24 protein-coding genes are annotated in these 26,970 nt (G+C 64.5%); 8 read left to right on the top strand and 16 right to left on the bottom strand.

From position 1 onward, the window contains the following. Positions 1-33 precede the first annotated feature (33 nt). The 10 genes from CAG18_RS00315 to pedF all read right to left on the bottom strand — a co-directional run bounded on the left by CAG18_RS00315 (position 34) and on the right by pedF (position 10,563). Positions 34-1,761: a NahK/ErcS family hybrid sensor histidine kinase/response regulator gene (locus tag CAG18_RS00315; RefSeq protein WP_015270056.1), complete on the bottom strand. Its 1,728-nt coding sequence runs from the start codon at positions 1,759-1,761 to the stop codon at positions 34-36. Then, positions 1,745-2,908, bottom strand: a complete 1,164-nt coding sequence (gene ercA, locus CAG18_RS00310; RefSeq protein WP_013972181.1) for an alcohol dehydrogenase-like regulatory protein ErcA — start codon at positions 2,906-2,908, stop codon at positions 1,745-1,747. Before ercA ends, CAG18_RS00315 begins: the two co-directional genes overlap by 17 nt. Positions 2,909-2,997: 89 nt before the next feature. Beyond that, complete coding sequence (pqqD, locus tag CAG18_RS00305; RefSeq protein ID WP_061302426.1) at positions 2,998-3,270, bottom strand: pyrroloquinoline quinone biosynthesis peptide chaperone PqqD; 273 nt, start codon at positions 3,268-3,270, stop codon at positions 2,998-3,000. 52 nt (positions 3,271-3,322) lie between these two features. After that, positions 3,323-3,394 (bottom strand): pyrroloquinoline quinone precursor peptide PqqA, encoded by a 72-nt coding sequence (gene pqqA / locus CAG18_RS00300; RefSeq protein WP_003253598.1) that lies wholly within the window; start codon positions 3,392-3,394, stop codon positions 3,323-3,325. A gap of 271 nt (positions 3,395-3,665) precedes the next feature. After that, on the bottom strand, positions 3,666-5,186 hold the full coding sequence (locus CAG18_RS00295) for an aldehyde dehydrogenase family protein (RefSeq protein WP_024086835.1): 1,521 nt from the start codon (positions 5,184-5,186) through the stop codon (positions 3,666-3,668). 162 nt (positions 5,187-5,348) lie between these two features. After that, complete coding sequence (gene pedH / locus CAG18_RS00290; RefSeq protein WP_024086834.1) at positions 5,349-7,133, bottom strand: PQQ-dependent alcohol dehydrogenase PedH; 1,785 nt, start codon at positions 7,131-7,133, stop codon at positions 5,349-5,351. Between the two features lie 162 nt (positions 7,134-7,295). Next, positions 7,296-8,234, bottom strand: a complete 939-nt coding sequence (locus tag CAG18_RS00285; protein ID WP_015270053.1) for a quinoprotein relay system zinc metallohydrolase 1 — start codon at positions 8,232-8,234, stop codon at positions 7,296-7,298. A 40-nt stretch (positions 8,235-8,274) separates the two neighbouring features. Beyond that, entirely contained in the window at positions 8,275-9,042 is a 768-nt protein-coding gene (locus CAG18_RS00280) for a quinoprotein dehydrogenase-associated SoxYZ-like carrier (RefSeq protein ID WP_085719687.1), read from the bottom strand. A 178-nt stretch (positions 9,043-9,220) separates the two neighbouring features. Then, positions 9,221-10,096: an ABC transporter substrate-binding protein gene (locus CAG18_RS00270; protein WP_054573833.1), complete on the bottom strand. Its 876-nt coding sequence runs from the start codon at positions 10,094-10,096 to the stop codon at positions 9,221-9,223. 5 nt (positions 10,097-10,101) lie between these two features. Further along, a complete protein-coding gene (gene pedF, locus CAG18_RS00265; protein ID WP_013972175.1) occupies positions 10,102-10,563 on the bottom strand; it encodes a cytochrome c-550 PedF in 462 nt (153 codons plus the stop codon). A 254-nt stretch (positions 10,564-10,817) separates the two neighbouring features. Here pedF and exaA point away from each other — a divergent pair, with 254 nt between their 5' ends. Together exaA and CAG18_RS00255 are read left to right on the top strand one after the other, a co-directional pair. Next, a complete protein-coding gene (exaA, locus tag CAG18_RS00260; RefSeq protein WP_013972174.1) occupies positions 10,818-12,713 on the top strand; it encodes a quinoprotein ethanol dehydrogenase in 1,896 nt (631 codons plus the stop codon). Between the two features lie 188 nt (positions 12,714-12,901). Continuing rightward, on the top strand, positions 12,902-13,561 hold the full coding sequence (locus CAG18_RS00255) for a pentapeptide repeat-containing protein (RefSeq protein WP_085719685.1): 660 nt from the start codon (positions 12,902-12,904) through the stop codon (positions 13,559-13,561). 179 nt (positions 13,562-13,740) lie between these two features. Here CAG18_RS00255 and CAG18_RS00250 read toward each other — a convergent pair whose 3' ends face one another. Both CAG18_RS00250 and CAG18_RS00245 read right to left on the bottom strand, forming a co-directional pair. Next, positions 13,741-14,379 (bottom strand): response regulator transcription factor, encoded by a 639-nt coding sequence (locus CAG18_RS00250; RefSeq protein WP_003257635.1) that lies wholly within the window; start codon positions 14,377-14,379, stop codon positions 13,741-13,743. Continuing rightward, entirely contained in the window at positions 14,379-15,653 is a 1,275-nt protein-coding gene (locus CAG18_RS00245) for a histidine kinase (protein WP_085719683.1), read from the bottom strand. Before CAG18_RS00245 ends, CAG18_RS00250 begins: the two co-directional genes overlap by 1 nt. 151 nt (positions 15,654-15,804) lie before the next feature. On the opposite strand from CAG18_RS00245, the gene CAG18_RS00240 reads away from it, so the two are divergent. The 6 genes from CAG18_RS00240 to CAG18_RS00210 all read left to right on the top strand — a co-directional run bounded on the left by CAG18_RS00240 (position 15,805) and on the right by CAG18_RS00210 (position 21,120). Next, a complete protein-coding gene (locus CAG18_RS00240; protein ID WP_085719681.1) occupies positions 15,805-16,998 on the top strand; it encodes an ABC transporter substrate-binding protein in 1,194 nt (397 codons plus the stop codon). A gap of 31 nt (positions 16,999-17,029) precedes the next feature. Further along, positions 17,030-18,019, top strand: coding sequence for a YVTN family beta-propeller repeat protein (locus CAG18_RS00235; RefSeq protein ID WP_085719679.1), 990 nt, complete (start codon positions 17,030-17,032; stop codon positions 18,017-18,019). After that, positions 18,016-18,756 (top strand): ABC transporter ATP-binding protein, encoded by a 741-nt coding sequence (locus CAG18_RS00230; RefSeq protein ID WP_015270045.1) that lies wholly within the window; start codon positions 18,016-18,018, stop codon positions 18,754-18,756. The genes CAG18_RS00235 and CAG18_RS00230 overlap by 4 nt, the downstream gene beginning before the upstream one ends. After that, positions 18,753-19,544, top strand: coding sequence for an ABC transporter permease (locus tag CAG18_RS00225; protein ID WP_013972167.1), 792 nt, complete (start codon positions 18,753-18,755; stop codon positions 19,542-19,544). The genes CAG18_RS00230 and CAG18_RS00225 overlap by 4 nt, the downstream gene beginning before the upstream one ends. Before the next feature lie 292 nt (positions 19,545-19,836). Further along, the gene (locus CAG18_RS00215; RefSeq protein WP_085719677.1) at positions 19,837-20,397 is read left to right on the top strand and encodes a PQQ-dependent catabolism-associated CXXCW motif protein; all 561 of its coding nucleotides are present in this window, start codon (positions 19,837-19,839) and stop codon (positions 20,395-20,397) included. A gap of 57 nt (positions 20,398-20,454) precedes the next feature. Further along, a complete protein-coding gene (locus CAG18_RS00210) occupies positions 20,455-21,120 on the top strand; it encodes a response regulator transcription factor (protein WP_013972165.1) in 666 nt (221 codons plus the stop codon). Between the two features lie 171 nt (positions 21,121-21,291). Here the strand turns inward: CAG18_RS00210 and CAG18_RS00205 are convergent, their stop codons facing one another. From CAG18_RS00205 to CAG18_RS00190, 4 genes are all read right to left on the bottom strand, one after another. Then, entirely contained in the window at positions 21,292-23,187 is a 1,896-nt protein-coding gene (locus tag CAG18_RS00205) for a NahK/ErcS family hybrid sensor histidine kinase/response regulator (protein ID WP_085719675.1), read from the bottom strand. Next, on the bottom strand, positions 23,156-24,319 hold the full coding sequence (gene nosP / locus CAG18_RS00200; RefSeq protein WP_013972164.1) for a nitric oxide-sensing protein NosP: 1,164 nt from the start codon (positions 24,317-24,319) through the stop codon (positions 23,156-23,158). The genes CAG18_RS00205 and nosP overlap by 32 nt, the downstream gene beginning before the upstream one ends. A gap of 269 nt (positions 24,320-24,588) precedes the next feature. Continuing rightward, positions 24,589-25,773, bottom strand: a complete 1,185-nt coding sequence (locus tag CAG18_RS00195) for a porin (RefSeq protein ID WP_003257627.1) — start codon at positions 25,771-25,773, stop codon at positions 24,589-24,591. A 217-nt stretch (positions 25,774-25,990) separates the two neighbouring features. After that, positions 25,991-26,878 (bottom strand): MerR family transcriptional regulator, encoded by an 888-nt coding sequence (locus CAG18_RS00190; protein ID WP_085719673.1) that lies wholly within the window; start codon positions 26,876-26,878, stop codon positions 25,991-25,993. Positions 26,879-26,970 lie beyond the last annotated feature (92 nt).

The raw sequence follows: 26,970 nt of genomic DNA, 5'->3' as shown, positions 1-26,970 counted from the left end.
CAGAGGTACGCGCAAGGCCATGGGGTTGAGACTTCAGCCCAGCAACTGGCTCAACACCGCACGCAACTTCCCCGGTTTGACGGGCTTGTTCAGCAGCGGCGCACCGAGCTTGTTCAAGGAGCGTCGGCACTGATCGCTGCGGTCGGCAGTGATGATCACCGCAGGAATGGCGGCGCCGAAATGTTCACGCAAGTGCCTGACCACCTCGCAGCCGACAACACCGTGGTCCAGGTGAAAGTCCGCCAGGATCAATTCCGGTGCCCGCCCCTGCAAGGCCAGCAAGGCCCCGGCCTGGTCGGTCGCGGTAACCACTTCGCAGCCCCACTGCCCGAGCAGCGCGCCCATGCTCTCGAGGATGCTCACTTCGTTGTCCAGTACCAGCAGGCGGCGGCCCGGCAACGGGTTGCCGGCGCCAGGCTGCGGCGCGGCCTGGTGGATAGGCAACGGCATGGCTTCGCCGATCGGCACGTCGATACTGAACATCGAGCCACGCCCCGGCCATGAACGCACCTCGACGCGATAGCCGAGAATCTTGGCGATCCGCTCGACGATGGCCAGCCCCAGGCCCACACCCTTGCGATCGGCGGCACGGCCTACGTCAAGTTGGTTGAACTCGAGGAAAATGGCCTGCAGCCGATCGGCCGCGATGCCCCGCCCGGTATCCCACACCTCCAGGCGCAAGTGATCGCCGCGGCGCCTGGCGCCCAGCAGAATCCTGCCCTCATCGGTATAACGGCAGGCGTTGCTGAGAAAGTTGCGCAGGATACGCGTCATCAGCCGCAGGTCGGTGCTGATGGCGTAGTCGGCAATGCGCGCACGCAACTTCAGGCCTGCCGCATCGGCCACCGTGCGGAACTCCGAGACCAGTGGCCCGAACAGCTCGTCGAGGCGGTACAGCGCTACGTCCGGCTTGACCGCCGCCTGGTCGAGCCGGGAAATGTCCAGCAGGTCGGTCAGCAGGTCTTCAGCGCCCTCCAGCGCCTGATGGGTACGCTCCACCAGCACTTTTTCCGCTTCTGGCAGCGGTCTTTCGCGCAAAGTCGAGATCAGCAGCCGCGCGGCATTCAGCGGTTGCAGCAGGTCATGGCTGGCGGCAGCGAGGTACTTGTCCTTGCTGCGGTTGGCGGTTTCCGCGGCGTCGCGGGCATCGCGCAGGGCGCGGGCGATCTGTTTGCGCTCGGCGATCTGCTGTTGCAGATTGCGGTTGGCCTCCAGCAGCTCATCGGTACGGGCAGCCACCCGTTGCTCGAGCTCGTCATTCAGTTGCTGCAGGCGCTGCTGGGCCAGCTTGCGTTCGGTGATGTCGGCGACAAACCCTTCCACCAGCCCTTCCTGACCTGGCTTGAGCAACAGGTTCATCAACACATCGAGGTGGCTGCCGTCCTTGCGCCGCAAGCGGGTTTCATAACCGTGCAGGCTGCGTTCACGGGCGAGGGTCGCGGTGATGGCGTGCAGTTCTTCAGCCCCGCCGACAAACAGGTTGGCGGCAAGGTCCGTCAGCGGAAACAGCAACGCTTGCGGGTTGTCGTAACCGAGCATGCGTGCCAACGCCGGGTTGGCGGCACGCATGCCGTCTTGCAGGCTGGCCTGGAAAATCCCGTGCACGGCGTTTTCGAACAACCATTTGTAGCGGTTGCGTTCGGCCTCCAGTTCGTCCAGGCGCGCCGCCAGCTCCGGGTAATGGCTCTTGCGCGCCGAGTGGTCGCCCAGCCCCAGCAGCCCGGCCAGCGCCCGTTGCTGCTCGTCAGAGGGCCTCGCCATAGACCACCTCGACATCACGCTGGCTCGACGCACGCGGGTTGGTGAGGATGCACGGGTCATCCATCGCATGTTGCGACAGGAACGGGATATCGGCCGTGCGCACGCCGTGCAGGCCCAGGGTTTCATGGAAGCCGATGGCACGCTTGAGCGCGATCAGGTGCTCCACCAGGCGTGCGCAGATCTGCCGGTGGTTGAGGCCGCGGCAGTCGATACCTAGCACTTCGGCAATCACCTTGAAACGCTCCGGTGCCGAGCTGTAGTTGAACGCCACCACGTGCTCCACCAGCACCGCATTGCACAGGCCATGCGGCAGGTCGAGGAACCCGCCCAGGCTGTGCGACATGGCGTGGACCGCACCCAGGATCGCATTGGAAAACGCCAGCCCTGCCTGCATGCTGCCCAGCATGATCTTCTCGCGCAGGGCGATATCGGTGGGGTTGGCGATCATTTCCACCAGGTTGCCGTTGATCAGGCGCATGGCCTCCAGCGCATGGGGGTCGGTCAGCGGGCCGTGGCCGGTGGAAACGAAGGCTTCGATGGCATGCACCAGCGCATCGATACCGGTACAGGCCGACAGGAACGGGTCCATGCTCAGGGTGGTCTGCGGGTCGATCAGCGACACGTCCGGCACCACCGCCTTGCTGACAATGGAGAACTTCATGCGCTCCTGCTGGTTGGAAATGATCACGAACTGCGACACGTCCGCCGAGGTGCCGGCCGTGGTCGGGATCAGGATCAGCGGCGGGCTGGGCACGCGGATCATGTCAACGCCTTCGAATTCGAGGATGCTGCGCCCGTGGGCGACCACGATGCCGATGGCCTTGCCGCAATCCATCGGGCTGCCGCCGCCGACCGCGACGATCACATCACAGTGGTTTTGCCGGTAGATCTCGGCGCCAAGCATCACCTCTTCCACACGCGGGTTGGGCGATACGGCGCTGTACAGGCAGTAGTCGATGCCCTGGGCCTGCAGGCTGGCCTCCACGTCCGCCACCCAACCGGCGGCAATCACACCGGGGTCGCTGACCACCAGCACCTTGCGCGCACCGAAGGTCTTGGCGTAATTGGCGACATTATGCCGGCAGCCGGCACCAAAGATGATCTCGGGCGAAACGAACTTGCGAAGCGGGCTGAAACTCTGGCTCATCGGGAAGCCTGTTCTTATTGTTCTGGAAGGTAACCGCCAGCGTAAAGCATCCCGCAGCGAAAGCAACCAGACCAAAGCCTGGCCACGGCTCATTCGATCCAGTACTTGGCACGGGCCACCTCCAGGAACGCCAGGATGTCCTCGTCCAGCCCCGGCACCCCGGGGAAGCGCTGTGCAAGGCGGTCGATGACCGCCGCCACGCTGCGCCGGCCGTCCAGCAACTCGAGCACCCAGCCGGCACTGGCATTGAGTTCGATGGTGCCCTCCGGGTACAGCAGCACATGGCAGGCCTGGCGCGGCTCCCAGCGCAGGCGGAAGCCCTTGCGCAAGGCCAGGGCTTGTTCGCGATCGATCAGGTTCACAACGGGCATGCTCAATGAAGAACCGGCCATCGCGCTGATGGCCGGACAGGCATCAACGATTGGCGAAGTACATCGTCACTTCGAAGCCGATGCGCAGGTCGGTAAAGGCGGGTTTAGTCCACATGGGGCATTCCTCTTCTTGGTGCCGGGCGATTCCGGTAGAGGCATTAATGCACGAGCGGCGGCGGGGCCGAATGCTACTTTGGGACAGGTTTGCGGGGTGCGTTGGTAGGAAGGCAGCGACAAGCCGAGGAGTAATGTGTTGCTGTGCTGGCCTCATCGCCGGCAAGCCAGCTCCCACAGGTACTGCATGGGCCTTGAACCTTGTGCAGTACCTGTGGGAGCTGGCTTGCCGGCGATGGGCTGCAAGGCAGCCCCCGAGGCCAGCTCAGGCTTTAGAAGAAGCCCAGCGGGTTGATGTCGTAGCTCACCAGCAGGTTCTTGGTCTGCTGGTAGTGATCGAGCATCATCTTGTGCGTCTCGCGGCCCACCCCGGACTTCTTGTAGCCACCGAACGCGGCATGCGCCGGGTACAGGTGGTAGCAGTTGGTCCACACGCGCCCGGCCTTGATCCCGCGGCCCATGCGGTAGGCACGGTTGATGTCACGGGTCCACAGCCCCGCGCCCAGGCCAAACTCGCTGTCGTTGGCGATCGCCAGCGCTTCGGCTTCGTCCTTGAAGGTGGTCACGCCCACCACCGGGCCGAAGATCTCCTCCTGGAACACGCGCATCTTGTTGTTGCCCTTGAGCAGGGTCGGCTGGATGTAGTAACCGCTGGCCAGGTCGCCGTCGAGCCGCTCGGCAGCGCCACCGGTGAGCAGCTGCGCGCCCTCCTCCCGGGCAATCTGCAAGTAGGAAAGAATCTTGTCGTATTGCTGCTCCGAGGCCTGGGCGCCGACCATGGTCGCGGTGTCCAGCGGGTTGCCACGGGTGATCTTGGCGATCTTCTTCATCACCTCGGCCATGAACGGCTCGTAGATCGATTCCTGGATCAGCGCCCGCGACGGGCAGGTGCACACTTCACCCTGGTTGAAGAACGCCAGCACCAGGCCTTCGGCTGCCTTTTCGATGAACGCGGGCTCGGCCTGCATGATGTCTTCGAAGAAGATGTTCGGCGACTTGCCGCCCAGTTCGACGGTGGACGGGATGATGTTCTCGGCCGCGCACTTCATGATGTGCGAGCCCACCGGGGTGGAACCGGTGAAGGCGATCTTGGCGATGCGCTTGCTGGTGGCCAGGGCTTCGCCGGCTTCGCGGCCAAAGCCCTGGACGATGTTCAGCACGCCTGCCGGCAGCAGGTCGGCGATCAGCTCGGCGAAAATGGTGATCGACAGTGGCGTTTGCTCCGCCGGCTTGAGAACCACACAGTTGCCGGCGGCCAGGGCCGGGGCGAGCTTCCAGGCGGCCATCAGCAGCGGGAAGTTCCACGGGATGATTTGCCCGACCACGCCCAGCGGCTCATGGATATGGTAGGCCACGGTGCCTTCGTTGATCTCGGCGGCGCCGCCTTCCTGGGCACGGATGCAGCCGGCGAAGTAGCGGAAGTGGTCCGCCGCCAGCGGCACGTCGGCGTTGAGGGTTTCGCGCACGGCCTTGCCGTTGTCCCAGCTCTCGGTAACGGCCAGTACTTCGAGATTCTGTTCGATGCGGTCGGCGATCTTCAGCAGTACCAGGGCGCGGTCCTGCACCGAGGTCTTGCCCCAGGCCTCGGCAGCGGCATGCGCAGCGTCCAGGGCCTGCTCGATGTCCTGGGCGCCGGAGCGCGGGAACTCGGCAATCGGCTGGCCATTGACCGGCGAGCTGTTGGTGAAGTACTGGCCGCCCAGCGGCGGCACGAATTCACCGTTGATGAAGTTGCCGTAGCGTGGTTTGAAGGACACGACGGCGCCTGGGGTTCCGGGTTGTGCGTAGATCATGCTGAGCCTCTGTGGGTCGATGCCTGTCCGGCGACAGGCGATGAGCCGATGGTAAAAAGCCCCGCCTGCCGGGCGAATGCATCGTTGGCAGCGGGGCTCTCGTCATTTGGTAGTAGGGCCGCTTGCCACAGGGTCCCTGGCAGCAAGCGGCAGGTTGCAGGCTTAGCGACTGGCGCTTGCCGTTTGCAGTTGCTTGGGCAGCTTGAAGGTCCAGAGCATGCCGCCCTGGTTGAAGTCCTTGACCCGCTTGGCCACTTCACCGCCCCACAGCGGCACCGCGCCGCCCCAACCGGAAACCACCGAAACGTACTGCTCGCCGTCCATTTCCCAGGTCACTGGCGAACCGAGCACACCGGAACCGGTCTGGAACTCCCAGACCTTGTCGCCGGTCTTGGCGTTGAAGGCCTGCAGGAAGCCTTCCGGCGTGCCGGTGAACACCAGGTTGCCCTTGGTGGTCAGCACCCCGCCCCACAGCGGCGCATAGTTCTTGTGGCGCCACACTTCCTTGCCGCTGACCGGGTCGATGGCGCGCAACACGCCAATGTAGTCTTCGTTGAGCGGCTTGATGGTGAAGCCGGCACCGAGGAACGCCGCGCCCTTCTTGTAGGCGATGCCTTCGTTCCAGATGTCCATGCCCCACTCGTTGGACGGCACATAGAACAGCCCGGTGTCCTTGTTGTAGGCCATCGGCATCCAGTTCTTGGCCCCGAGGAACGCCGGGGCGACGAACACCGAGCTGCCCTTGGCCTCGCTACCCGGCGCCCCCGGCCGGCTGGCCTCGTTGTAGATTGGCCGGCCGTCCTTGTCCAGGCCGGTGGCCCAGGTGATCTTGTCGACGAAGGGGAAGCCGCGGATGAACTTGCCGTTGGTGCGGTCCAGCACGTAGAAGAAGCCGTTGCGGTCAGCGGTAGCGGCGGCCTTGACCTCCTTGCCGCCGTCCTTGTAGTTGAACGAGATCAGCTCGTTGACGCCGTCGAAATCCCAGCCGTCATGCGGCGTGCTCTGGAAGTGCCACTTGATGGTGCCATCGTCGGGGTTCAGGGCCAGGCGCGACGAGGAATACAGGTTGTCGCCCGGGCGCAGGTGCGAGTTCCACGGCGCCGGGTTGCCGGTGCCGAACAGGATCAGGTTGGTTTCCGGGTCGTAGTAGCCGCCCAGCCAAGGCGCCGCACCACCGGTCTTCCACAGGTCGCCGGGCCAGGTCTTGCCCGCCTCGCCGCCAGAAATGCCGTTTTCGATCGCCTTGCCGTCCTTGTACACGTAGCCCATGTGCCCTTCCACGGTCGGGCGCATCCACAGCAGCTCGCCGTTTTCCGGGTTGTAGGCCTGGATCTTGCCCACCACGCCAAACTCCCCGCCGGCGACGCCGGTGATCAGCTTGCCGTTGACGATCATCGGCGCGGCGCTGATGGAGTAGCCTTCCTTGTGGTCGGCCACTTTCTTGCTCCATACCACCTTGCCGGTGTCCTTGTTCAGCGCCACCAGCTTGGCATCGAGGGTGCCGAAGAACACCAGGTTGCCGTACAGCGCCACGCCGCGGTTGATCACGTCGCAGCACGGGCGGATGTCATCGGGCAGGCGCGCATCGTATTGCCACAGTTTCTTGCCGGTACGGGCGTCCACGGCGAACACCCGTGAGTAGGAGCCGGTCAGGTACATCACCCCGTCCTTGACCAGCGGCTGGGCCTGCTGGCCGCGCTGCTTCTCACCACCGAAGGAAAATGCCCAGACCGGCCGCAGGTCCTTGACGTTGTCGGTATTGAGCAGGTTCAGCGGGCTGTAGCGCTGGCCCTGCACGCCCAGGCCATTGGTCACGATCTGCTGCGGGTTCTTCGGGTCCTGGAGAATTTCTTCATTGCTGACAGCGGCGTGGGCTGCACCGGCAAGCAGCATGGCGCTGAGCACCAGGCTCAAGGCGAACACGGGACGACGTGTGGATCGGGTCATGACGGCTACCTTTGGTTTTTTTGTTGTATCCGGGAAAACTTCCCGGTGTGTCGGGAATTCTTGGTCCCGACCTGCTTGCCAACAATTGCCCGCAGTGCTGAGTTTTCTAGTTCCTTGGTAGCAGTGAACTTGCGCGGTCCCACAGGGGGCCGCGTTACACCCTCAGATTGGGGGCTTGGCGTCGACACGCCGCAGCTGCTGGCGTTCGTAACGTGGGTACAAGTGGCTGACACTGCGAATCAGCTCGTAACGGGTCAGGCTGATAGCAGCAAACCGTTCGGGTATGGGGCTGCGGATCATCTCGGCCATGTCATCGCCACGCGCCGCGCCGTCGCGCATCAGCCCGTCCAGCCAGCCCAGGTAATCACGCATCTGGGCAAACGGCCGGGCATCGCTGGCCAGCGGGCCATGACCAGGCACCAGCTGCTTCCAGGGCAGCGCTTGCAAGGTGTCCAGGTCCTTCAGCCACACCTCCAGCCCCGGGCTGTTGGGCGTGGTCAATGCGCGCTCGTAGAACACCAGGTCACCGGCGAACAGCACACCGGTGCTTTCATCCAGAATCGCCAGGTCGGCACCTGTGTGCCCGCCCAGCGCCAGCAGCCGCAGGCGGTGCCCGCCCACCTCGTGAATACCTGGCTCCAGCACACGGGTCGGCAGCACCACCTCGGTACCGCGCATCCAGTCGCCAACCAGGCGGTACATGTTCTCGGCCATGGCCTCCCCCTGCTGGCGCAACAGCTCGCCGGTACCGGCCAGGGCGCCGATGGGCACATCGGCAAAGGCCTGGTTGCCCAGCACATGGTCGGGGTGATGATGGGTCAGCAGCACTTCGACCACCGGCTTGTCGGTGGTGGCGGCAATGGCCTGGCGCAATGCTTCGCCGTAGCGCTTCGACGGCCCGCTGTCGATCACCACCACCCCGTTGTCGGTGACGATGAACGCGGTGTTGACGATATTGCCGCCGTTATCCTTGGCGAAATTGTCGGTGCTGCCCTCCAGCAGCCAGGTGCCTTCGGCGATCTGCCGGGGCTTGAGCCGATAGTCCAGGTCTGCCCAGGCCGGCAGGCCCAGGCACAGCAGCAACAGCAGAATGCAACGCATGACGGGCGCCTCTGGTCAGGGATGGAGTCGGGCAACGCGTTCAGGGCACTGCCGCCTCGAACTGGTTGCCGCTGTTGTCCTGCAACACCAACCGGGTCGGCCCGGGGCCCTGGATGTCGAAGCCCAGGTTGGGGTTTTCGCTGACCGCCGGGTACAGTTCCAGGCTGGCCAGGCGCTGGCCGTCCGCGCCTTGCAACTCGGCATGGTTGAGGAAGAATTCGGGAATGCCGCTGACCAGGCCGTTGTCCATCGGGTGGGCCACCTGCAGGCGCAAGCGGCTGCTGTCGCCGCGCGGGTAGCGCCCGCCCAGGACTTCACCGAGGTGTTCCTCCCAGCCGGGCTGAGTGCGTACCACGCTGGGCGCGGTACAACCGCCGCCGGCAGCATCGATCAGGGTCGAGCCGACATGCCACAGGCCGTCGCGCGTCAGTACCGCAGCGCGCAGCGGTGTGGCCTGTTCGACGCGAATGCGGATCGACAACCAGGGCAGCACGCGCTCGCCGGGCTGGAAGTCGACGATACGCGGCAGCGGGTTGAGTTCGGCCCAGGCGATGATCCGCACCACTTCGCCGCTGAACGCCCGAGCGTCGATCTCCAACGGCACCTGGCGTGCGTCCTCGGCAAAGGGTGGCGCCAGCAGCTTGACCCGATCATCGAACACGAATGCGGCCTGGCCCAGCAGCTGCTTGTGGTAGAAGTCCCACATCACCGACGGCACCGGGTCCTTGTGGTTACTCGGCTCGCTGGCCTGGGCCTGTGCGGCCCAGGGCATCCAGCAGGCCAGCAGGAAAGTCGCTCGCCAGTTCATCGCCCACTCCTTTTGATCAACGCAAACCTGGCTGACAGTGCACGGTCCTTGTGGGAGCGGGTTCACCCGCGAACACCGGCGAAGCCGGTGCCATATACCGCGTCGCATTCTTCGCGGGTGAACCCGCTCCCACAGGGGGATGTGTTGCTTTTACAAACTCACAAGCCTGCGAAGCTTGTTACTGATACATTTCCGGCACCTGGTAACGCAGGCCATAACTGGCATAAATCGCCCTCATCCGCCCATCACGAATCAGCGTCTCAAGCGCTTCCTCCACCGCATAGGCCAGCTGCCGGTTGCTTTCATGCACCGCCATGCCGATCTCCCAGGCCTGCTTGCCAAGGTTCGGGTAGGCGTTTTCCGCCAGGGCCAGCTGCGGGTCGGCGGCTTGATGCAGTTGCCAGTCAACTTCGCCGCGCATCGCCATCACCGCGTCCACCTGACCGGCCTGCATGGCGCCGAAAGCTTGCTGCACATTGGGGTAATGATGGGTCTTGGCACTGAGCATGCCGTTGAACACAGAAGTCAGGTAGAACGACGGCACGCTGTCCACCTCGACCCCGATCGGGTGCTGCTGGAACACCGCGACACTGGCCACCGAGGGCAGGCGGCGGCGATCATAGGCGACCTGCCAGCGCTCCTCCTGATAAGGGCCGAACATGACCACCTGGGCGTTTTCCAGCTCGCCTACCTCGTTGCGCCGCTGCGCATAGGCATGGTCGTATGGCACCCGCATCATCAGGTCGGCCAGTTGCTGATGGCGCAACGGGCTGCCGCGCCAGATGTAGTCGCGCAGATCGTCGTCGAGCTTTTCCCCGGGTGGCGCCCAGATCAGCTGCAAGCGCACCCCCAACGCCGTGGCCAGGGCCTGCGCCAGCTCCACGTCGACACCTCGCGGCTGGCCGTGGTCCTCGAAACTGTAGGGCGCAAAGTCCTTGTACACAGCCACCTTCAATTCGCCGGCGGCGATGATCGCGTCGTAGTTGCGCACCTGCGCCTGCGCCGCCGCGCAGCACAGCAGCAAGCCACTGAACAGCACCGCCAACAGACGCATGGCCGTCATTCCTCGACGTGCACGCTGTCCAGGTAGGTGCGCACCGCCCACAGGGCCTCCTGGCTCAGGTAGTCGGCCATCTTCGGCATGTACACCCGGCCGTCGCGGACCGCACCGTGGCGTACCCGCTCGACGAACCACTCATCCCCGGCCTCGCCGGCATCGAGCATGCGCAGATCCGGGGCGATGCCCCCCGACTTGGCCTCCAGGCCATGACAGGCGGCGCAGTTCTGGTTGTAGGCCGAGGCACCGATCTCCACGGCCTTGTCGTGCTCGGGAGAGCTGCGGTACGGGTTGACCGCTGCCCAGCCATCGCCGTCCAGGGTTACGCCAGCGTCCTTGATCGGGGTCAGGCCCTTGGTTTCCACGGCCTGGGGCACCACATTGCCATGTGCCCAGGCAGTGCCGGTCAGCACTGCACTGGCAAGCAGCCCGGCAGCCAGCAAGACGTTGCGTTTTGTTGTCATTTTTATGCCCTCACGATTGCACGCAAGGCCTCAACCACAGAGGCCGTGTCGCCATCTTAGAAACAGCCCGCAGGCGGCCGAATGCTGCTTTGGTGGCCGCGCCTTACTCCCTTGGTAGTAGGGCTTGTGGCGAACGGCCAAATGAGGTGCCCCGTGGGAACTATTCCCGGCAAGGGCGGGACTTTTTCCGTATCCCGCAAGGCCCGCCCCGTCCCACCCTGTGCAGGCCAAAACCTCCACTGGGAACTGCAACCATGACAACAAGAACGCTACCCGCCCTTTCCCCTCTGGCCCTGAGCGTGCGAGCCTTGCTGCTGGCCGGTAGCCTGGCCCTGGGCAGCGTGGCCACGGCAGCCACCACCCCTGCGGCACCTGCCAGCAAGAACGTGACGTGGGAAGACATCGCCAACGACCACCTGACCACCCAGGATGTGCTGCAGTACGGCATGGGTACCAACGCCCAGCGCTGGAGCCCATTGGCCCAGGTCAATGACAAGAACGTGTTCAAGCTGACCCCGGCGTGGTCCTATTCCTTCGGCGACGAGAAACAACGCGGCCAGGAATCCCAGGCCATCGTCAGCGACGGCGTGGTCTACGTCACCGGCTCCTATTCGCGGGTGTTCGCCCTCGATGCGAAAACCGGCAAGCGCCTGTGGACCTACAACCACCGCCTGCCGGACAACATTCGCCCCTGCTGCGATGTGGTCAACCGCGGCGCAGCGATCTACGGCGACAAGATCTACTTCGGCACCCTCGACGCGCGGGTCATCGCCCTCGACAAGCGCACCGGCAAAGTGGTGTGGAACAAGAAGTTCGGCGACCACGCCGCCGGCTACACCATGACCGGTGCCCCGGTGCTGATCAAGGACAAGACCAGCGGCAAGGTACTGCTGATCCACGGCAGCTCCGGCGATGAATTCGGCGTGGTCGGCCAACTGTTCGCCCGCGACCCGGACACCGGTGAAGAGGTGTGGATGCGGCCCTTCGTCGAGGGCCACATGGGCCGCCTGAACGGCAAGGACAGCACGCCGACCGGTGACGTCAAGGCGCCGTCCTGGCCGGACGACCCCACCACCGAAACCGGCAAGGTCGAAGCCTGGAGCCACGGCGGCGGCGCGCCTTGGCAAAGCGCCAGCTTCGACCCCGAGACCAATACCATCATTGTCGGCGCCGGCAACCCTGGCCCCTGGAACACCTGGGCGCGCACCTCGAAGGACGGCAACCCGCATGACTTCGACAGCCTGTATACCTCAGGGCAGGTCGGCGTCGACCCGAGCACCGGTGAAGTGAAGTGGTTCTACCAGCACACGCCCAACGATGCCTGGGATTTCTCCGGCAACAACGAGCTGGTGCTGTTCGACTACAAGGGCAAGGACGGCAAGCTGGTCAAGGCCACCGGCCACGCCGACCGCAACGGCTTCTTCTATGTGGTGGACCGCAGCAACGGCAAACTGCAGAACGCTTTCCCCTTCGTCGACAACATCACCTGGGCCAGCCACATCGACCTCAAGACCGGGCGCCCGGTGGAAAACCCTGGGCAGCGCCCGGCCAAACCGCTGCCGGGAGAAACCAAGGGCAAGCCGGTGGAGGTCTCGCCACCCTTCCTTGGCGGCAAGAACTGGAACCCCATGGCCTACAGCCAGGACACCGGCCTGTTCTACATCCCCGGCAACCAGTGGAAGGAGGAGTACTGGACCGAGGAAGTGAACTACAAGAAGGGCTCGGCCTACCTGGGCATGGGCTTCCGCATCAAGCGCATGTACGACGACCACGTCGGCACCCTGCGCGCCATGGACCCGACCACCGGCAAGCTGGTTTGGGAGCACAAGGAGCACCTGCCGCTGTGGGCCGGCGTGCTGGCGACCAAGGGCAACCTGGTGTTCACCGGCACCGGCGACGGCTTCTTCAAGGCCTTCGACGCCAAGACGGGCAAGGAGTTGTGGAAGTTCCAGACCGGCAGCGGCATCGTCTCGCCGCCGATCACCTGGGAACAGGACGGCGAGCAGTACATCGGCGTGACCGTGGGTTACGGCGGCGCGGTGCCGCTGTGGGGCGGCGACATGGCCGAACTGACCAAGCCGGTGGCCCAGGGCGGTTCGTTCTGGGTGTTCAAGATCCCCAGCTGGGACAACAAGACTGCACAGCGTTGACTGCATGAGGTGACCTGCGGTGCAGCCTATTGCTTGTAGGAGCAGCCTTGTGCTGCGAAGAGGCCATTACAGCCGAAGCAGAGCTGTGGCCTTGCTGGCCTCTTCGCAGCACAAGGCTGCTCCTACAGGTGATGGGCCGCAATGCGGCCCGGGATGAATGCTCGACTTCACATTGAGAGCCTTTTGCCATGACCTATCTGCCACTTGCCTTGCTGATCGTGCTGTCTCCTGCCATGGCCGAGAATGCCGACGACGCTGGCAACGATACCCCCCTGACCATCAACGGCTGCGTGATTGCCGAAGCCAGCCAGTGCCCGGGGGCCGACCTGCGGGGCGCCAACCTGGCCAACCAGGACCTGCGCAAGATGAACCTGGCCGGCGCCGACCTGCGCGATGCGGACCTGCGCCATGCCCGGCTGGACCTGGCCAACCTGGAAAAGGCCAACCTGCAAGGCGCCAACCTGACCCGCGCCAGCCTGCAGCAAAGCAACCTGCGCCTGGCCGACCTGAGCCAAAGCCGGCTCGTTGCGATTCAGGGCTGGGGCCTGTTTGCCCAAGGTGCGCAACTTGCCAAGGCCGACCTCAGCGCGGCCTACCTGCAGTTCGCAAGGTTGTCAGGGGCGAAGATGCAGCAGGCCAACCTGCGCGCGGCGGACCTGGAAATGGCCTGGCTGAGCAAGGCTGATCTGCAAGGGGCCGACCTTGGCGATGCCAACCTGCAAGAGGCCAAGTTTGGCCAGAGCAACCTGGCCCGCGCCGACTTGCGCGGGACGCGGCAGCATTACGGGAATTTTCAGGAGGCCAACATGGAGGGGTGCAAGGGGTGCCCCGAGACCTGGGACAATTGAGCCCGATATCCTGCCTTGCGCAGGCCCCCTGTAGGAGCGGCCTTGTGTCGCGATGGGCTGCAAAGCAGCCCCGACGATTGCTGCGTTGACGCTGAAGCCCCTGGGGGCCGCTTTGCGGCCCATCGCGACACAAGGCCGCTCCTACAGGGCTCTGCGCAGCGTCCAGGTAGCAGAACACCTCACCCCGCCACCCGCACCACCCCCAGGTCAATCCCCAGATGCACCAGCTCGGCATGGGAGCTGACCTGCAACTTGCTCTTGAGCAAGGTCAGGTGGTTGGACACGGTCTTGGCACTGATGCACAACTGCTCGGCAATCCCCCGCACCGGTGTGCCCTTGGCCAGCATCACGAAAATTTCCAGCTCACGCTGGGTCATGCGCTGCAGGCGCGGGTCGCTGGCATTCTGCTGTGACGTGCAGGCCAGCTGGGTGGCCAAGGGCTGTTCGATATAGGCATGCCCGGCCAACACCCGCTGCACCGCCTCGATCAGCACTTCGGGCGCCGAGTTCTTGGTCAGGTAGCCCGAGGCCCCGGCATCCAGCGCCTGGCGCACCAGCGGCAGTTCGTCATGCATGCTGAAGAACAGCACCCGCAATTGCGGCAGGCGCTGACGCAGGCGCCGGGTGGTTTCCAGGCCGCTGATGCCTGGCAGGCCAAAGTCCATGATCACCAGGTTGGGCACCTGTTCCTGAACCCGCGCCAGCGCCTCTTCGCCACTGGCAGCCTCACGCACCTGTACCTTCGGCAGCACCGCTCGCAGCAGGCTGGCATAGCCCTGGCGGACCACGGCGTGGTCATCGACCAACACGATATTCATCACACCTCCATGGGAATGTTCAGGGCCAGCGCCCAGCCGGCACCCGGTCGGCTGAGGATGCGCAGTTCACCGCCCAGGCTGCGGGCGCGCTCGGCCATCGAGTGCAGGCCTACCCCGGGGCGCTGGGGCTGGCTGGCACCGCAACCGTTGTCGCGAACCAGCAGGCGCAAGCCCTTGGCGCTGCGTTGCAGGCGCACCCGCACCTGGCTTGCGCCGGCGTGACGGGCGACGTTGGTCAACGCCTCCTGCAGCAAACGATACAAATGCGTGCGACTCGGCCCGGGTAGTACCGGCAAATGCTCGCCTACCCGCAGGCGGCAATCGATACCCTGGCTGGCCTGCCATTGGCTCACCAGCAGGCCGAAGGCTTCGGCCAGCGGCATGTGCTGCAACGCCAGCGGGTACAGGTCATGTACCAGGGCGCGGAAACCTTGCTGCAGGCGTTCACAATCGAGCTCCAGGGTGCGTGTCGTCTGCGCCACCGCGGTTGGCTGGTCGGCGACCATGCGCAGCAGGCAGAGCTGGGCCCGAATACCCGCCAGGTATTGCCCGAGGTCGTCGTGCAGGGTCTGCGCCAACTGGGTGCGCTCCTGCTCCTGCACCGCCAGCAGGGCCTGGGTAAGTTGGGTATTGTCGGCCCGGGCCTGCTCCAGAGACGCGGTCATGCGGTTGAAGTGCTCCGCCAGTTGGCGCGCCTCCGGCAGGCCGGCCTCGCGCAGGCGTGCGGTCAATTGCCCACCCGAGACCTGGCGCAAGGCCTGCAGCAGATCGTCCAGCAAGCCCATGCCCCGCCGCACCGCCCAACGGATGGTCAACAAGCTCAGCAACAACGCCAGGCCGCACAGGACCAACAGCTGCTGCAGCGAGTCGCGGACCTCATCGATTTCATCCCGCGCATCCACGGCGATCATTACCCGGCGGCCGTCACCCAGCTCCAGCAACCGGCTGCTGTCGTGGCGCTGGCCAAGCAGTTGGCGGCCCAGCCAGGCATCCAGGCCGGTTGCTTGCGGCAGCCGCGCAGGTTCATCCGCCGCGAGCCAGTGCACCCGCACATGGCGCAGGCTTTGCGTCAGCCGTGGTTGCAGGCTCTGCGGGTCGCGCTCGGCAGTGTCGCCTAGGTATGCCACCACGGCTTGCGCTGACTGCAACTCCCGCTCCACGTCAGCCACCGCCTGGTGCAACAGCACCCCGGCACAGGCCAGCGTCAACATCGCGAAGCAACAAGTGACCCAGAGGTTGATCCGCCACAGGGCCGAAAGGTTGACAAGGCGCATGGGCAGTTCTCCTCGGGGTTGCTGCGGCCATCGTAAAACCCGCGCCCATGTGGTGAATTACTACCTTGGTACCGGGCGAGCGCTACTTTCTGCATATTTCCCCCTCCCGGCGGGCTTCCTATGCTGGCGCCATCTGCCGTGGAGTTGCCTTATGCGCCTGCCTGCCCACCTTGCCATGACCTGCCTGCTGGCCTTGGCCGCAACGTTTTCTGCAAGCCCGGCACTCGCCGCACAGGCCCCGGGCGGGGAACCGTTGCAGGTGCGCATCGGCTATCTCGGCTATCGCCCCGATCCCGGCCCGCTGCTGTCCAACATCATTCCCGAACCCACCGATGCCGGGCTGCAGGGCGCCGAACTGGCGATTGTCGACAGCAACAGCAGCGGGCGTTTTCTCAAACAGGAATTCCACCTGGCCAATGCCACGGTCGAAAGCCCCGAAGCCCTGCTGCAGGCTGCCAAGGCCCAGCATGACCAGGGCCTGCGGCTGTTCGTGGTAAATGCCCCCGCCGCCAGCCTGCGCGCGCTGTCTGCCGCCCTGCCCGACAGCCTGCTGTTCAACGCCGGCAGCCCGGACGACAGCCTGCGCAGCAGCCAGTGCCTGGGCAATGTGCTGCACAGCCTGCCCAGCCGCGCCATGCTGGCCGATGCCCTGGCGCAATTTCTGGTGCTGCGCAAATGGCAGCGAGCGCTGTTGATCGTCGGCCAGACCGACGACGACCGCGCCTACGCGGCGGCCCTGCGCCGGTCCATGAAGCGCTTTGGCATGCAGCTGGTCACGGAGAAAGCCTGGACATTCGACAACGACCAGCGCCGCAGCGCCCAGGCCGACATGCCGCTGTTCACCCAAACCGCCGAGTACGACGTGGTGCTGGTGGCCGACGAACGCGGCGACTTCGGCGAGTACCTGCCCTACCAGACCTGGTATCCGCGGCCGGTAGCCGGCACCCAGGGCCTGACCCCCACCGGCTGGCACAAGACCGTTGAAACCTTCGGCGCGGCGCAGTTGCAAAAGCGCTTCGAAGCCCAGGCCGGGCGCTGGATGAACGACCGCGACTTCGCCGCCTGGATGGCCGTGCGCAGCGTCGCCAGCGCAGTGAGCAAACTGCGCCAGGCCGAGCCCCGCGCCCTGCAGCAACTGCTGCTCAGCGAGCAGTTGCCGCTGGACGGCTTCAAGGGCCGCAAGCTCAGCTACCGCCCGTGGAACGGCGAGCTGCGCCAGCCGATCCCGCTGGTGCAGCCGCGGGCCCTGGTCAGTACCTCACCGCAGGAGGGCTTCCTGCACCCGTTCAACGAAATGGACAGCCTGGGCTACGACAGGCCCGAAGTGACCTGCGGCTACCCCTGACCCGATAACCACAACAAAAAAGGATTTCGCCATGCGTCGCTCCCCTTTTCACCGGGCACTGCTTTACCCCAGCCTGCTGTCGGGCGCCCTGGCCCTTGCCAGCGGGCACGCCGTGGCCGCCACCGCCTGGGTATCGAACGAGAAGGACAACAGCCTCAGCCTGATCGACATGCAGACCCTGCAAGTCACCGAAACCCTGCCAGTGGGCCAGCGCCCGCGCGGCCTGCTGCTGTCCCACGACAACAGGCTGCTGTACATCTGCGCCAGCGATTCGGACCGGGTGCAAGTGATGGATGTGGCCACCCGCAAGATCATCAAGGAACTGCCCTCCGGCAAGGACCCCGAGCAGTTCGCCCTGCACCCCAACGACCGCTGGTTGTACGTGTCCAACGAGGACGACGCGCTGGTGACGGTAATCGATACCCAGACCGACAAGGTGCTCGGGCAGATCGACGTCGGCATCGAGCCCGAAGGCATGGCAGTGAGCCCGGATGGCAAATGGGCGGTCAACACCAGCGAAACCACCAACATGCTGCACTGGATCGACACCAGCACCCAGACACTGGCGGACAGCACCCCGGTGGACCAGCGGCCGCGCTTCGTCGAGTTCAGCCAGGACGGCTCGCGGCTGTGGGCCTCGGCAGAAATCGGCGGCACGGTGACCATCCTCGACGTGGCCAGCCGCCAGGTGCTGAAAACCCTGAACTTCCAGATCAAGGGCGTGCACCCGGACAAGGTCCAGCCGGTAGGCATCAAGCTCAGCGCCGATGGCAAGTACGCGTTCGTCGCCCTGGGCCCTGCCAACCATGTGGCGGTGGTCGATGCCAAGACCTATGAGGTACTCGACTACCTGCTGGTGGGCCGGCGGGTCTGGCAACTGGCGTTCACCCCGGACCAGAGCCAGTTGCTGGCCACCAACGGGGTCAGTGGCGACGTTTCGGTGATCGATGCAAAAAACCTCAAGGTGCTCAAGTCGGTGAAGGTCGGCCGCTACCCCTGGGGCGTGGTGGTGACGCCATGAATACCCTCGAAGTCAGTGACGTGAGCTTTGCCTACGGCCAGCGCGAGGCGCTCAGGCACGTCGGCTTCAGCCTGGCGCCCGGGCGCTTCGCCGCCTTGCTGGGCCCCAATGGCGCCGGCAAGTCGACCTTGATCGCCCTGCTCACCCGCTTGTACGACCTGCAGCATGGCGACATCCGCGTGTGCGGCTGCTCGCTGCGCAACGCCACACGCCCGGCCTTGCGCCAGCTGGGCGTGGTGTTCCAGCAAAGCACCCTCGACCTGGACCTGAGCGTGGAGCAGAACCTGCGCTACCACGCCTCGCTGCACGGCCTGTCGCGGCGCCAGGGCAATGTTCGGGTCGATGCCGAGTTGGCCCGCCAGGGCCTCGATGAGCGGCGGCGCGAACCGGTCCGGGCGCTGAACATCGGCCATCGGCGCCGGGTGGAGATTGCCCGCGCGCTGCTGCATGAGCCGCGTTTGCTGTTGCTCGACGAGGCCAGCGTCGGCCTCGACCCGGCCAGCCGCCTGGCGCTCAACCAGCACCTGCGGCTGCTGTGCCGCGAGCAGCGCCTCAGTGTGCTGTGGACCACCCATCTGCTGGACGAAGTGCAGCCCAGCGATGACCTGCTGATCCTGCATCAAGGGCGCCTGGTGGCCAGCGGCACGGCCGATGCCCTGAGCCTGGAGCACGGCGGTGACCTCGACCATGCCTTTGCCCGCCTGACCAGCGCCCCCACAGGAGCCAATGCCCGATGAACGCTTACTGGCAGTGCTTCAACGGCATTCTCCTGCGCGAATGCCTGCGTTTCGTCCTGCAACGCACCCGTTTTCTCAGCGCCCTGGTGCGCCCGCTGCTGTGGCTGCTGGTGTTCGCCGCCGGCTTTCGCGCGGCCCTGGGCATTGCGATCATCGAGCCCTACGACACCTACATCCCCTACGAGGTGTACATCATTCCGGGCCTTGCCTGCATGATCCTGCTGTTCAACGGCATGCAGGGCTCGCTGTCGATGGTCTATGACCGGGAGATGGGCAGCATGCGCGTGTTGCTGACCAGCCCGTTGCCGCGGCCCTTCCTGCTCGGCAGCAAGCTGCTGGCGACCTCGTTGATCTCCCTGCTGCAGGTGTACGCCTTCCTTGCCATCGCCTGGTTGTATGGCGTGCAGCCACCGGCTGCGGGCCTGTTGCTGGCGCTGCCGGCGTTGTTGCTGGTGGCGCTGATGCTCAGCGCCCTGGGCCTGTTGCTATCGAATGCGATTCGCCAGCTGGAGAACTTTGCCGGGGTGATGAACTTCGTGATATTCCCGCTGTTCTTCCTGTCCTCGGCGCTGTACCCGTTGTGGAAGATGCGCGAGGCCAGCCAGTGGCTGTACTGGCTGTGTGCAGTGAACCCGTTCACCCATGCCGTGGAGTTGGTGCGCTTTGCCTTGTATGAGCGCTTCAACCCGCTGGCGCTGGCGGTATGCCTGGGGCTGACCGTGCTGTTCACCCTGCTGGCGATCCTTACCTTCAACCCCCAGCATGCGGCGCTTCGCAAGCCGCGCTGATTGGCAGCTGTCTCCCATCGGACCTTTCGCCGAACCCGTTGAAGGAACACGGTCCGTGTGGGAGCGGGTTCACCCGCGAAGAAGGCGAAGCGGTGCATGGCACCGGCTACGCCGGTGTTCGCGGGTAAACCCGCTCCCACAGGGATCGCGCATGCATTCAGATATTGGGCAGGATCAGGCCAGAGGCGCCCGGCTTTCTACTACTTTGGTACTGCCTTTGCTGTCTGATCGTCGCATTCACAATGCACCGCCACTGGCATGTAATGGGCCTATAACAAAAAGGACAACCCCCATGCCACGTGCCCTGCCCCGGCTGCCACGCCCATTGCTGGCGGCGCTTTCCCTGAGCCTGACGCTAGGCGCTGCCCAGGCCGATACCACGCCGCTATTCTCTGCCGACGGCTACCGCACCACCCTCTACCGCAGCCCGACCCCACAGCAGGTCGAGGGCGGCCAGGTCATCGACACCGCCATGCTGCAAGGCCTGCTGGGGCACACCCCCAAGCCGGTGCTGATCGACGTCTATCGCCGCCAATGGCTGCAAGGCCGCTTCATCGAAGATGAACCCCACGCCAACATCCCCGGCAGCCGCTGGCTGGCCAACACCGGCGACGGCGAGCTGAGCCCGGCGTGGCACGATTACTTCGTGCGCAACCTGCAACTAGCAACCGCCGGGCGCACGGAGCAACCGCTAGTTTTTTACTGTCGCTCCGATTGCTGGTTAAGCTGGAACGCGGTAAAACGCGCGAAAGCACTGGGCTATAAGAATCTGTATTGGTACCGCGATGGCCTGGACGCCTGGCAACAGGCCAACCTGCCGCTGCAGCCAGCGCAGCCGGAACCCTTCCCCTGAATTCATCGCCTGCAAACGCGTGCCCGCTCCATCCAATAAAAACGAGGTGAAAAGGCCATGTACAAAATTCTGATTGCCGACGATCACCCCCTGTTTCGCGAAGCCATCCACAACGTTATCAGCGATGGTTTCCAGGGCAGCGAAGTCATGGAAACTGCCGACCTGGACAGCGCCCTGGCGCTGACCCACGAACATGACGACCTCGACCTGATCCTGCTCGACCTGAACATGCCCGGTATGCATGGCCTCAATGGCCTGATCACCCTGCGCAACGAGGCACCGACCACGCCGGTGGTGATCGTCTCGGCCGAGCAGGAAAAGCAGATCGTGCTGCAGGCCATCACTTATGGCGCGGTGGGCTTCATCACCAAGTCCTCGCCACGTTCACAGATGATCGAAGCGATCGAGCAGATCCTCAACGGCAATGTCTACCTGCCGCCCGACATCATCCGAGCCCAGAAAAGCAGCACCAGCCGGCGCCTGAACGATGCCCCGAGCTTCCCGCCGGAGATGCTCCAGGCCCTGACCCGCAAGCAGTTGCTGGTGCTCGAGCGCATGACCAAGGGCGAGTCGAACAAACAGATCGCCTACACCCTGGATATCGCCGAGACCACAGTCAAGGCCCACGTTTCGGCGATCCTGCGCAAGCTCAACGTGCACAACCGGGTGCAGGCCATCCTCAGTGCCGGTGATATCGATTTCGGTGATTACCTGCGGCGTTGATCTGTCCCTGCTCATTTTCCAAGGCTACCTCATTGCCCTGTAGGAGCAGCCTTGTGCTGCGAAGAGGCCGACAAGACAAAAATCTTCTCTAGCAGTAATGGACTCTTCGCAGCGCAAGGCTGCTCCTACAGGTACTGAGCAGCCTTTGGGTCCGATTGTCTGGCATCACGGCTAGCCCTGGCTGCCCAGCAAATGGCTCATCGCCGCCTTAAGCTTCATCGGCCGCACCGGCTTGTGCATCAGGGTGTGGCCCTGCTCGCGGATCTGTTGCTTGAGCTCGTTGCTGTAGTTGGCGGTGATCATCATCGCCGGCAAGGGCTGGGTACGGCGGGCATTGATCCGCGCCACGGCGTCGACGCCATTGCAGTCGTTGTCCAGGTGGTAGTCGGCGATCAGCAGGTCGGCCTCGGCATGGTAGTTGTCCACCTGGCGCGCCAGGTCCTCCTCCGACAGCGCGGTGACCACCCGGCAGCCCCACCCCTCCAGCAGGGTACGCATGCCAGCGCAAATCGCCGCATCGTTATCCAGTACCCACACCCGCGCCCCGCGCAGGCGTTCGAGCATCGGCTCGCTGATTGCCTGGCTCGGCTGGGCCTTGGGCGCGGTGGTGCTCAGCGGCACTTCGACAGCGAACACCGAGCCTTTGCCAAGCCATGACCGCACCCGAATCCGGTGGCCAAGAATGCCGGCGATCTTTTCCACGATCGCCAGGCCCAGACCCAAGCCACGGTCCTGGTCCGGACGCTGCACATCGCCGCGCCTGAACTCCTGGAACATTTCTTCCAGGTGCTCCTCGGCGATACCGATTCCGCTGTCCCATACTTCGATCCGCAAGCCGCCACGCTGGCGCCGGCAGCCCAGCACCACGCGCCCACTGTGGGTGTAGCGAATGGCATTGCTGAGCAGGTTGCGCAGGATCCGCGCCAGCAGCTGGATGTCACTGCGCACCACGGCGGAACAGCCCACGAAATGCAGTTCAAGCCCTTCGCTGCGCGCCACCTGGGCGTATTCGGCAGCGAGGTTGTCCATCAGTTCACGCAGAGCGAACGGGGCGACATCGGCCTTGATCACGCCAGCATCGAGCTTGGAAATATCCACCAGGGTACCTAGCAGGTTCTCCACATCCTCCAGCGAGTTGCTGACATTACGCACCAGGTGGGCACTGTTGTGCGGCTCGCGGTGTTCGAGCAAGGCGCTGGTGAACAGCCGTGCCGCGTTCAGTGGCTGCAGCAGGTCATGGCTGACGGCGGCAAGGAACTTGGTTTTCGACAGGTTGGCCTGCTCGGCCTCGCGCTTGGCCTCGCGCAGGCGCGATTCCACCCGGCTGCGCTCCTCGATTTCGCGCAGCAGCTGCTCGTTGAGGCTGGTCAGCTCGGCCGTGCGCTCGCGTACCCGTTGCTCCAGGTGCTGATACGCCTGGTGCAGCGCCTGTGCGGTATTACGGCGCTCGGTGATGTCGCGGATCAACACGAAAATGCCCACCACTTCACCATTGGCCAGGCGGTTCGGCACGTAGGAGCGCAGCATGTAGCGTTCCTGGCCGTTGATGTTGGTTTCGGCAAACTCGAAGGTTACGCTCTCCCCCGCCAGCGCCCGCGCCACGTAGGCCTCCAGGCGCTGGTAATGCTGCTCGCTGTGGGCTTCGCGCAGGCTCTGGCCCAGCATCACGCCGCGAGGCCAGCAATACCATTCTTCATAGACCTTGTTGGTGAATTCGTAGACCAGGTCGGCATTCAGGTAAGCGATCAGCGCCGGTACATGGTCGGTGATCAGGCGAATCTGGTGCTGGTGTGCCGTCTCGGCCCTCTGCCGGGCCTCGCTGAGCAGGTGGTTGACGGCCTTGAGCTCGGCCATGGCCTGGTTCAGCGCTTCGGTGCGTTCGCGCACCTGCTCGGCCAGCACCACCGAATGCTGGAACGCGGCATAAGGGTCGTTGCCACGCGTGACGCCGGACTCGATACGCTCGATCAGGGCGCCGTTGATACGCTGCAGCTTGTGGTTCTGGTGCTGCAGCCGGGCGACCTCGGCCTGCAGTTCAGCGACCGACAGGAGGCCGGTTGCGGGCAATGGCGACTCCGGTGAAGGTCTGGTTGATGTGCATGCCATCGAACTGTTCTCCGTAGGTGTTGAAGCCGATCACCCGCTGCTCGCGCAGGAACGCACCGACCGCTTCCAGCCCGTCTCGGGCTTCCAGCTCCAGCCGCCGCAGGAAGCAATCGCAACCAATGGTCAGCAGCAGCGGGCCGAGGCGCTGCTGCAAGCCGTCGAACAACTGGTGCAGGTTCGGCAACAGCGGGCCCGGGGTCATGGCGGTAAGCACGATGCCGTTTTCCACAGCGCAGTAGAAACTCAGGCTCAGGTCCGGGTGCACCTGCTGTATCGCCCGCACGTAATACTGGTCGTGGATGCGCACGGCCAGCGGATGGGCAGCGAACACACGATGATCGAGCTCGGCCACCGGCACGCCGATGTGCCGGGCGTATTCCTCGGCAGCTGGCTCGGCATTCAGCTCGAAGACCCGGCGCTGGGCACTGTCGGCGCCGGTGACCACCAGCTTTTCCTGGCGCGGCAGGATGTGGTGGGTGGTGAACACTTCGAAGTCGAGCCAGGTATTGACCAGCACCACCACCGCCGCGCCGTGGTGGAACGCGCCGCCGAAATACACGTGGGTGCGGGTCAGGTAGTTGTCGTCGCCGGCCGAGCCGCCAAAATGCGGGATATCGCCCAGGGCCGCACTGAGGGCGGCGAGCACCATTTCCTCACGGCTGGACAAGCCGTCGAGCAGGGTCAGGGCAAAGCTGTGGCCCTTGATCGGCGCCAGGTTATTGCTGCGGCAGGTGCCGACCAGGCGCTCGACCATCTGCTGGGCGTCGATCAGGCTGAAGCGCTCCATTTCGTCGATCAGCTCGGTGGCGATGGAAAAGTGCCGATGATCGAACCCCACTGCCGTTATGCAGTTGCGGCCATAGCCCTGCGGGGTGATTTCCCCGGCGCTGGTGCAACCGACCAGGCGGATGCCGCCAAAGCCCTGCTCCAGGGCTTCGCCCAGGGCCTGCAGGTCGTATTCGGCGGAGCAGAAGAACAGCACGAAGCCCAGGTGCGGGTGCAGCAACTGCGCCGCCAGCTCCTGGGCTGCCTGCCGGGCGTCGGTTGCCTGGGACATGGCGCTGACCACACCGTCGTTGTGAGCCTGCTGCATCGTGGTCTCCGGCGCGGGGTGGCTGAGTGATGAGTGTACGAAGGCGATCATCGAGGACGAATGCTACTTGGGTAGCGGGTGGGCGGTTCCATGGACGTAATTTCACCGGCATGCGCGGGACCATGTAGGAGCGGCCTTGTGTCGCGAAAGGGCTGCAAAGCAGCCCCAGCAATTTGTGCATCGCTGCTGAAATCCTGGGGCCGCTTTGCGGCCCTTTCGCGACACAAGGCCGCTCCTACAATTGACCGTGTTGCCCGGCCTGGCAAGGCTTACCAGGTCAACACCGCCCCCACCGCAAAGGTATCGGTGTCTTCGTTCTGGTCACTGGTTTCATGGCCGTCGATGGAAAACTGGTTGTACTCGGCAACCAGCTTGAGGTTGTCGTTGACGTCATGGAACAGCGCCACGCCACGGGTTTCATAGTCCGCACCGCTGCCCACCGCGCCGTTGCCATCGTCCTTGGTCTTGCCATACGACAGCGCCACCCGGTTCTTGCCGACCTTGTAGGAGCCCTGCAGCAGGTAGCCGTCGCTGTCGACATTGCGCAAGGTCGGTTCGCCAGCGTTGTTGGTGAAGAACGGGTTGATGCCCTTGGCCTGGAACCCCGAGCCGGTCAGCGACAGCCCCCCCATCTTCGCCTGCACACCGTAGCCGACACCTTTGGAGGTGACCGACTGCACCGCCGGGTCGGTGTTGTCGGAGGTCTGGTAGCTGCCGTTGAGCCAGCTGTAGATCTGCGCCCCACCCAGGTCGAACTGGTAGGTGATCTCGCTTTCGGTACGCGGGTTTTCCTGGTAGGCCTTGCCGGTCGGGCTGCTGTCGTTGGTGTCCACCGGGTCCATGATGCCCACCGCCACCCGCAGGCCGTCCATCACTGGGGTGCGGTAGGTGATCTGCGAGGTGGGGAACGGGTACGGGTAGCCGCTACCGATGTTGCCGAACGAGACCCCGCCGCCGTCAACCAGCCCCAGGGTGTCACTGACCTGGCCATAACCGGCCAGCAGTTCGTCGAGCAGGATATTGGAACGGGCGAACAGCCCGAAGTCCTTGCCGATCAGCACCTCACCCCACTCGGGGTTGGCCACGGTGCCGTAGAACTGGCGCACGTCGATGGCGGTGTCGGTGCCGTTGGTTTCGCTGTCGTTGATGGTCACCCAGAACGAGGCTCGCGCGCCGAGCTTCAGGTCATCCACCTGCTTGCCCATGTTGAAGCCCAGGTAGTTGGGCAGAAAGCCCATCTTCACCCGTGACTGGCGGCGATCGAACTGCTCGCCCTGCCGATCGACATCGCTGTTGACGTAGAAGGCGTTGATATAGCCGTCGGTGGAAAACGTCGTCTGGTCCTTGTCGTACAGCATGATCTCGGCCTGGGCCAGGCTGCTCAGGCAAAGGGTCGACAGGCTGACGGTAACAGCCGCCAGCAAACGTGGGGACAGATTCTTATTGTTGTACATGGCGCGCTCCGAAACGGGGACGGGATGTCGGAGGCGATTATCAGAAGCTGGCAAACAGCCAGAAACGCTGCCTTGGAGGGGGCTGCCAGGTGCTTTGGGCCTGCGCGCGCGGCGTGATGATTCCGGCCCAGGACCGGGTTACGCCCAGAGGCAAGACTTCTGGCGTAACCCACAGGAGCAGGCGAGGATCAGTACGGCAGACTACAGCGGGCCCCTGTCAAAGGTCCAGGGCACCACTGAGCAAGGCGTTCAGCATGGGTGCGACGTCAGCGCGCTGCTCGTCCAGCAGACACAGCGGGAGGCCTTGCCAGGCTGGTTGTAAATCGGCCAATCCCTCGCCAATCAAGGCCAGCGGACAAACGATTGCCATTTGCAGCGAACGCAGGCGCCTGGCCAAGGCAGGGTCCACCGGCACCTGGACCTTGATCACCACTGCTGCGGGCTGCATTGCTGCACACAGCATGGGTATTTCTTCCAGCGGCTGCCCGCAACCGAGCACTTCGATGCGTTGCTGCTCGCTGCTCAACAGCAGCCCGGTGCACAACACCTGCAGTTCAGCTTGCCCCTCGGTGCCTGCCAGCAGCACGCGCGGTGCATCGGCCTGGTTCATCTGCAGGCGCATCAGCAGGCGGGCGCGCAGGAACATGTCCAGAAACAGCCATTGGCTACGCTGGCCCGGCGCAATGCCTGAGGCCAGGCCATGCCAGACTGGCATCAGCACCTCACGCAGCACGGTGGCCTTGGGCAGGACGGTGAACAACTGCCCATGGATGCTTTCCAGCGCTTGTGTATCGAATGCCTTGGTTGCACGCTCCACGGCAGCGCGCCAGTCGTCGAACGCCGAGTGCTGCTGCACCGGCGCATCCGGCTGGCCTGCGAGCATGCCGCCTACCTTGCTGATGGGCACCCCATTGCCGGTCCAGCGCAAGATGTCGCGTATGCGCTGGACATCGCGGGCGGTATAAAGGCGATGGCCACCCTCGGTGCGCTGCGGGCTTATCAACCCATGGCGCCGCTCCCATGCCCGCAAGGTCACCGGATTGATGCCGGTCAGGCTGACCACATCGCGCATGGGTAGCAAATCGGCTGGGGTGGCGTCAGTCATGATGAGGGTTTATCTGGGGGGTGGCACATTCTAAACCCATATGCACCTTCTGCGGCGAGCCTCCTTGGGTCATCATGCAACAAACGGCGCCG

This window comes from Pseudomonas sp. B22(2017) (genome assembly GCF_002113105.1).
Classification (GTDB): domain Bacteria; phylum Pseudomonadota; class Gammaproteobacteria; order Pseudomonadales; family Pseudomonadaceae; genus Aquipseudomonas; species Aquipseudomonas asiatica.
This window is presented reverse-complemented; position numbering and strand designations above follow the sequence as displayed.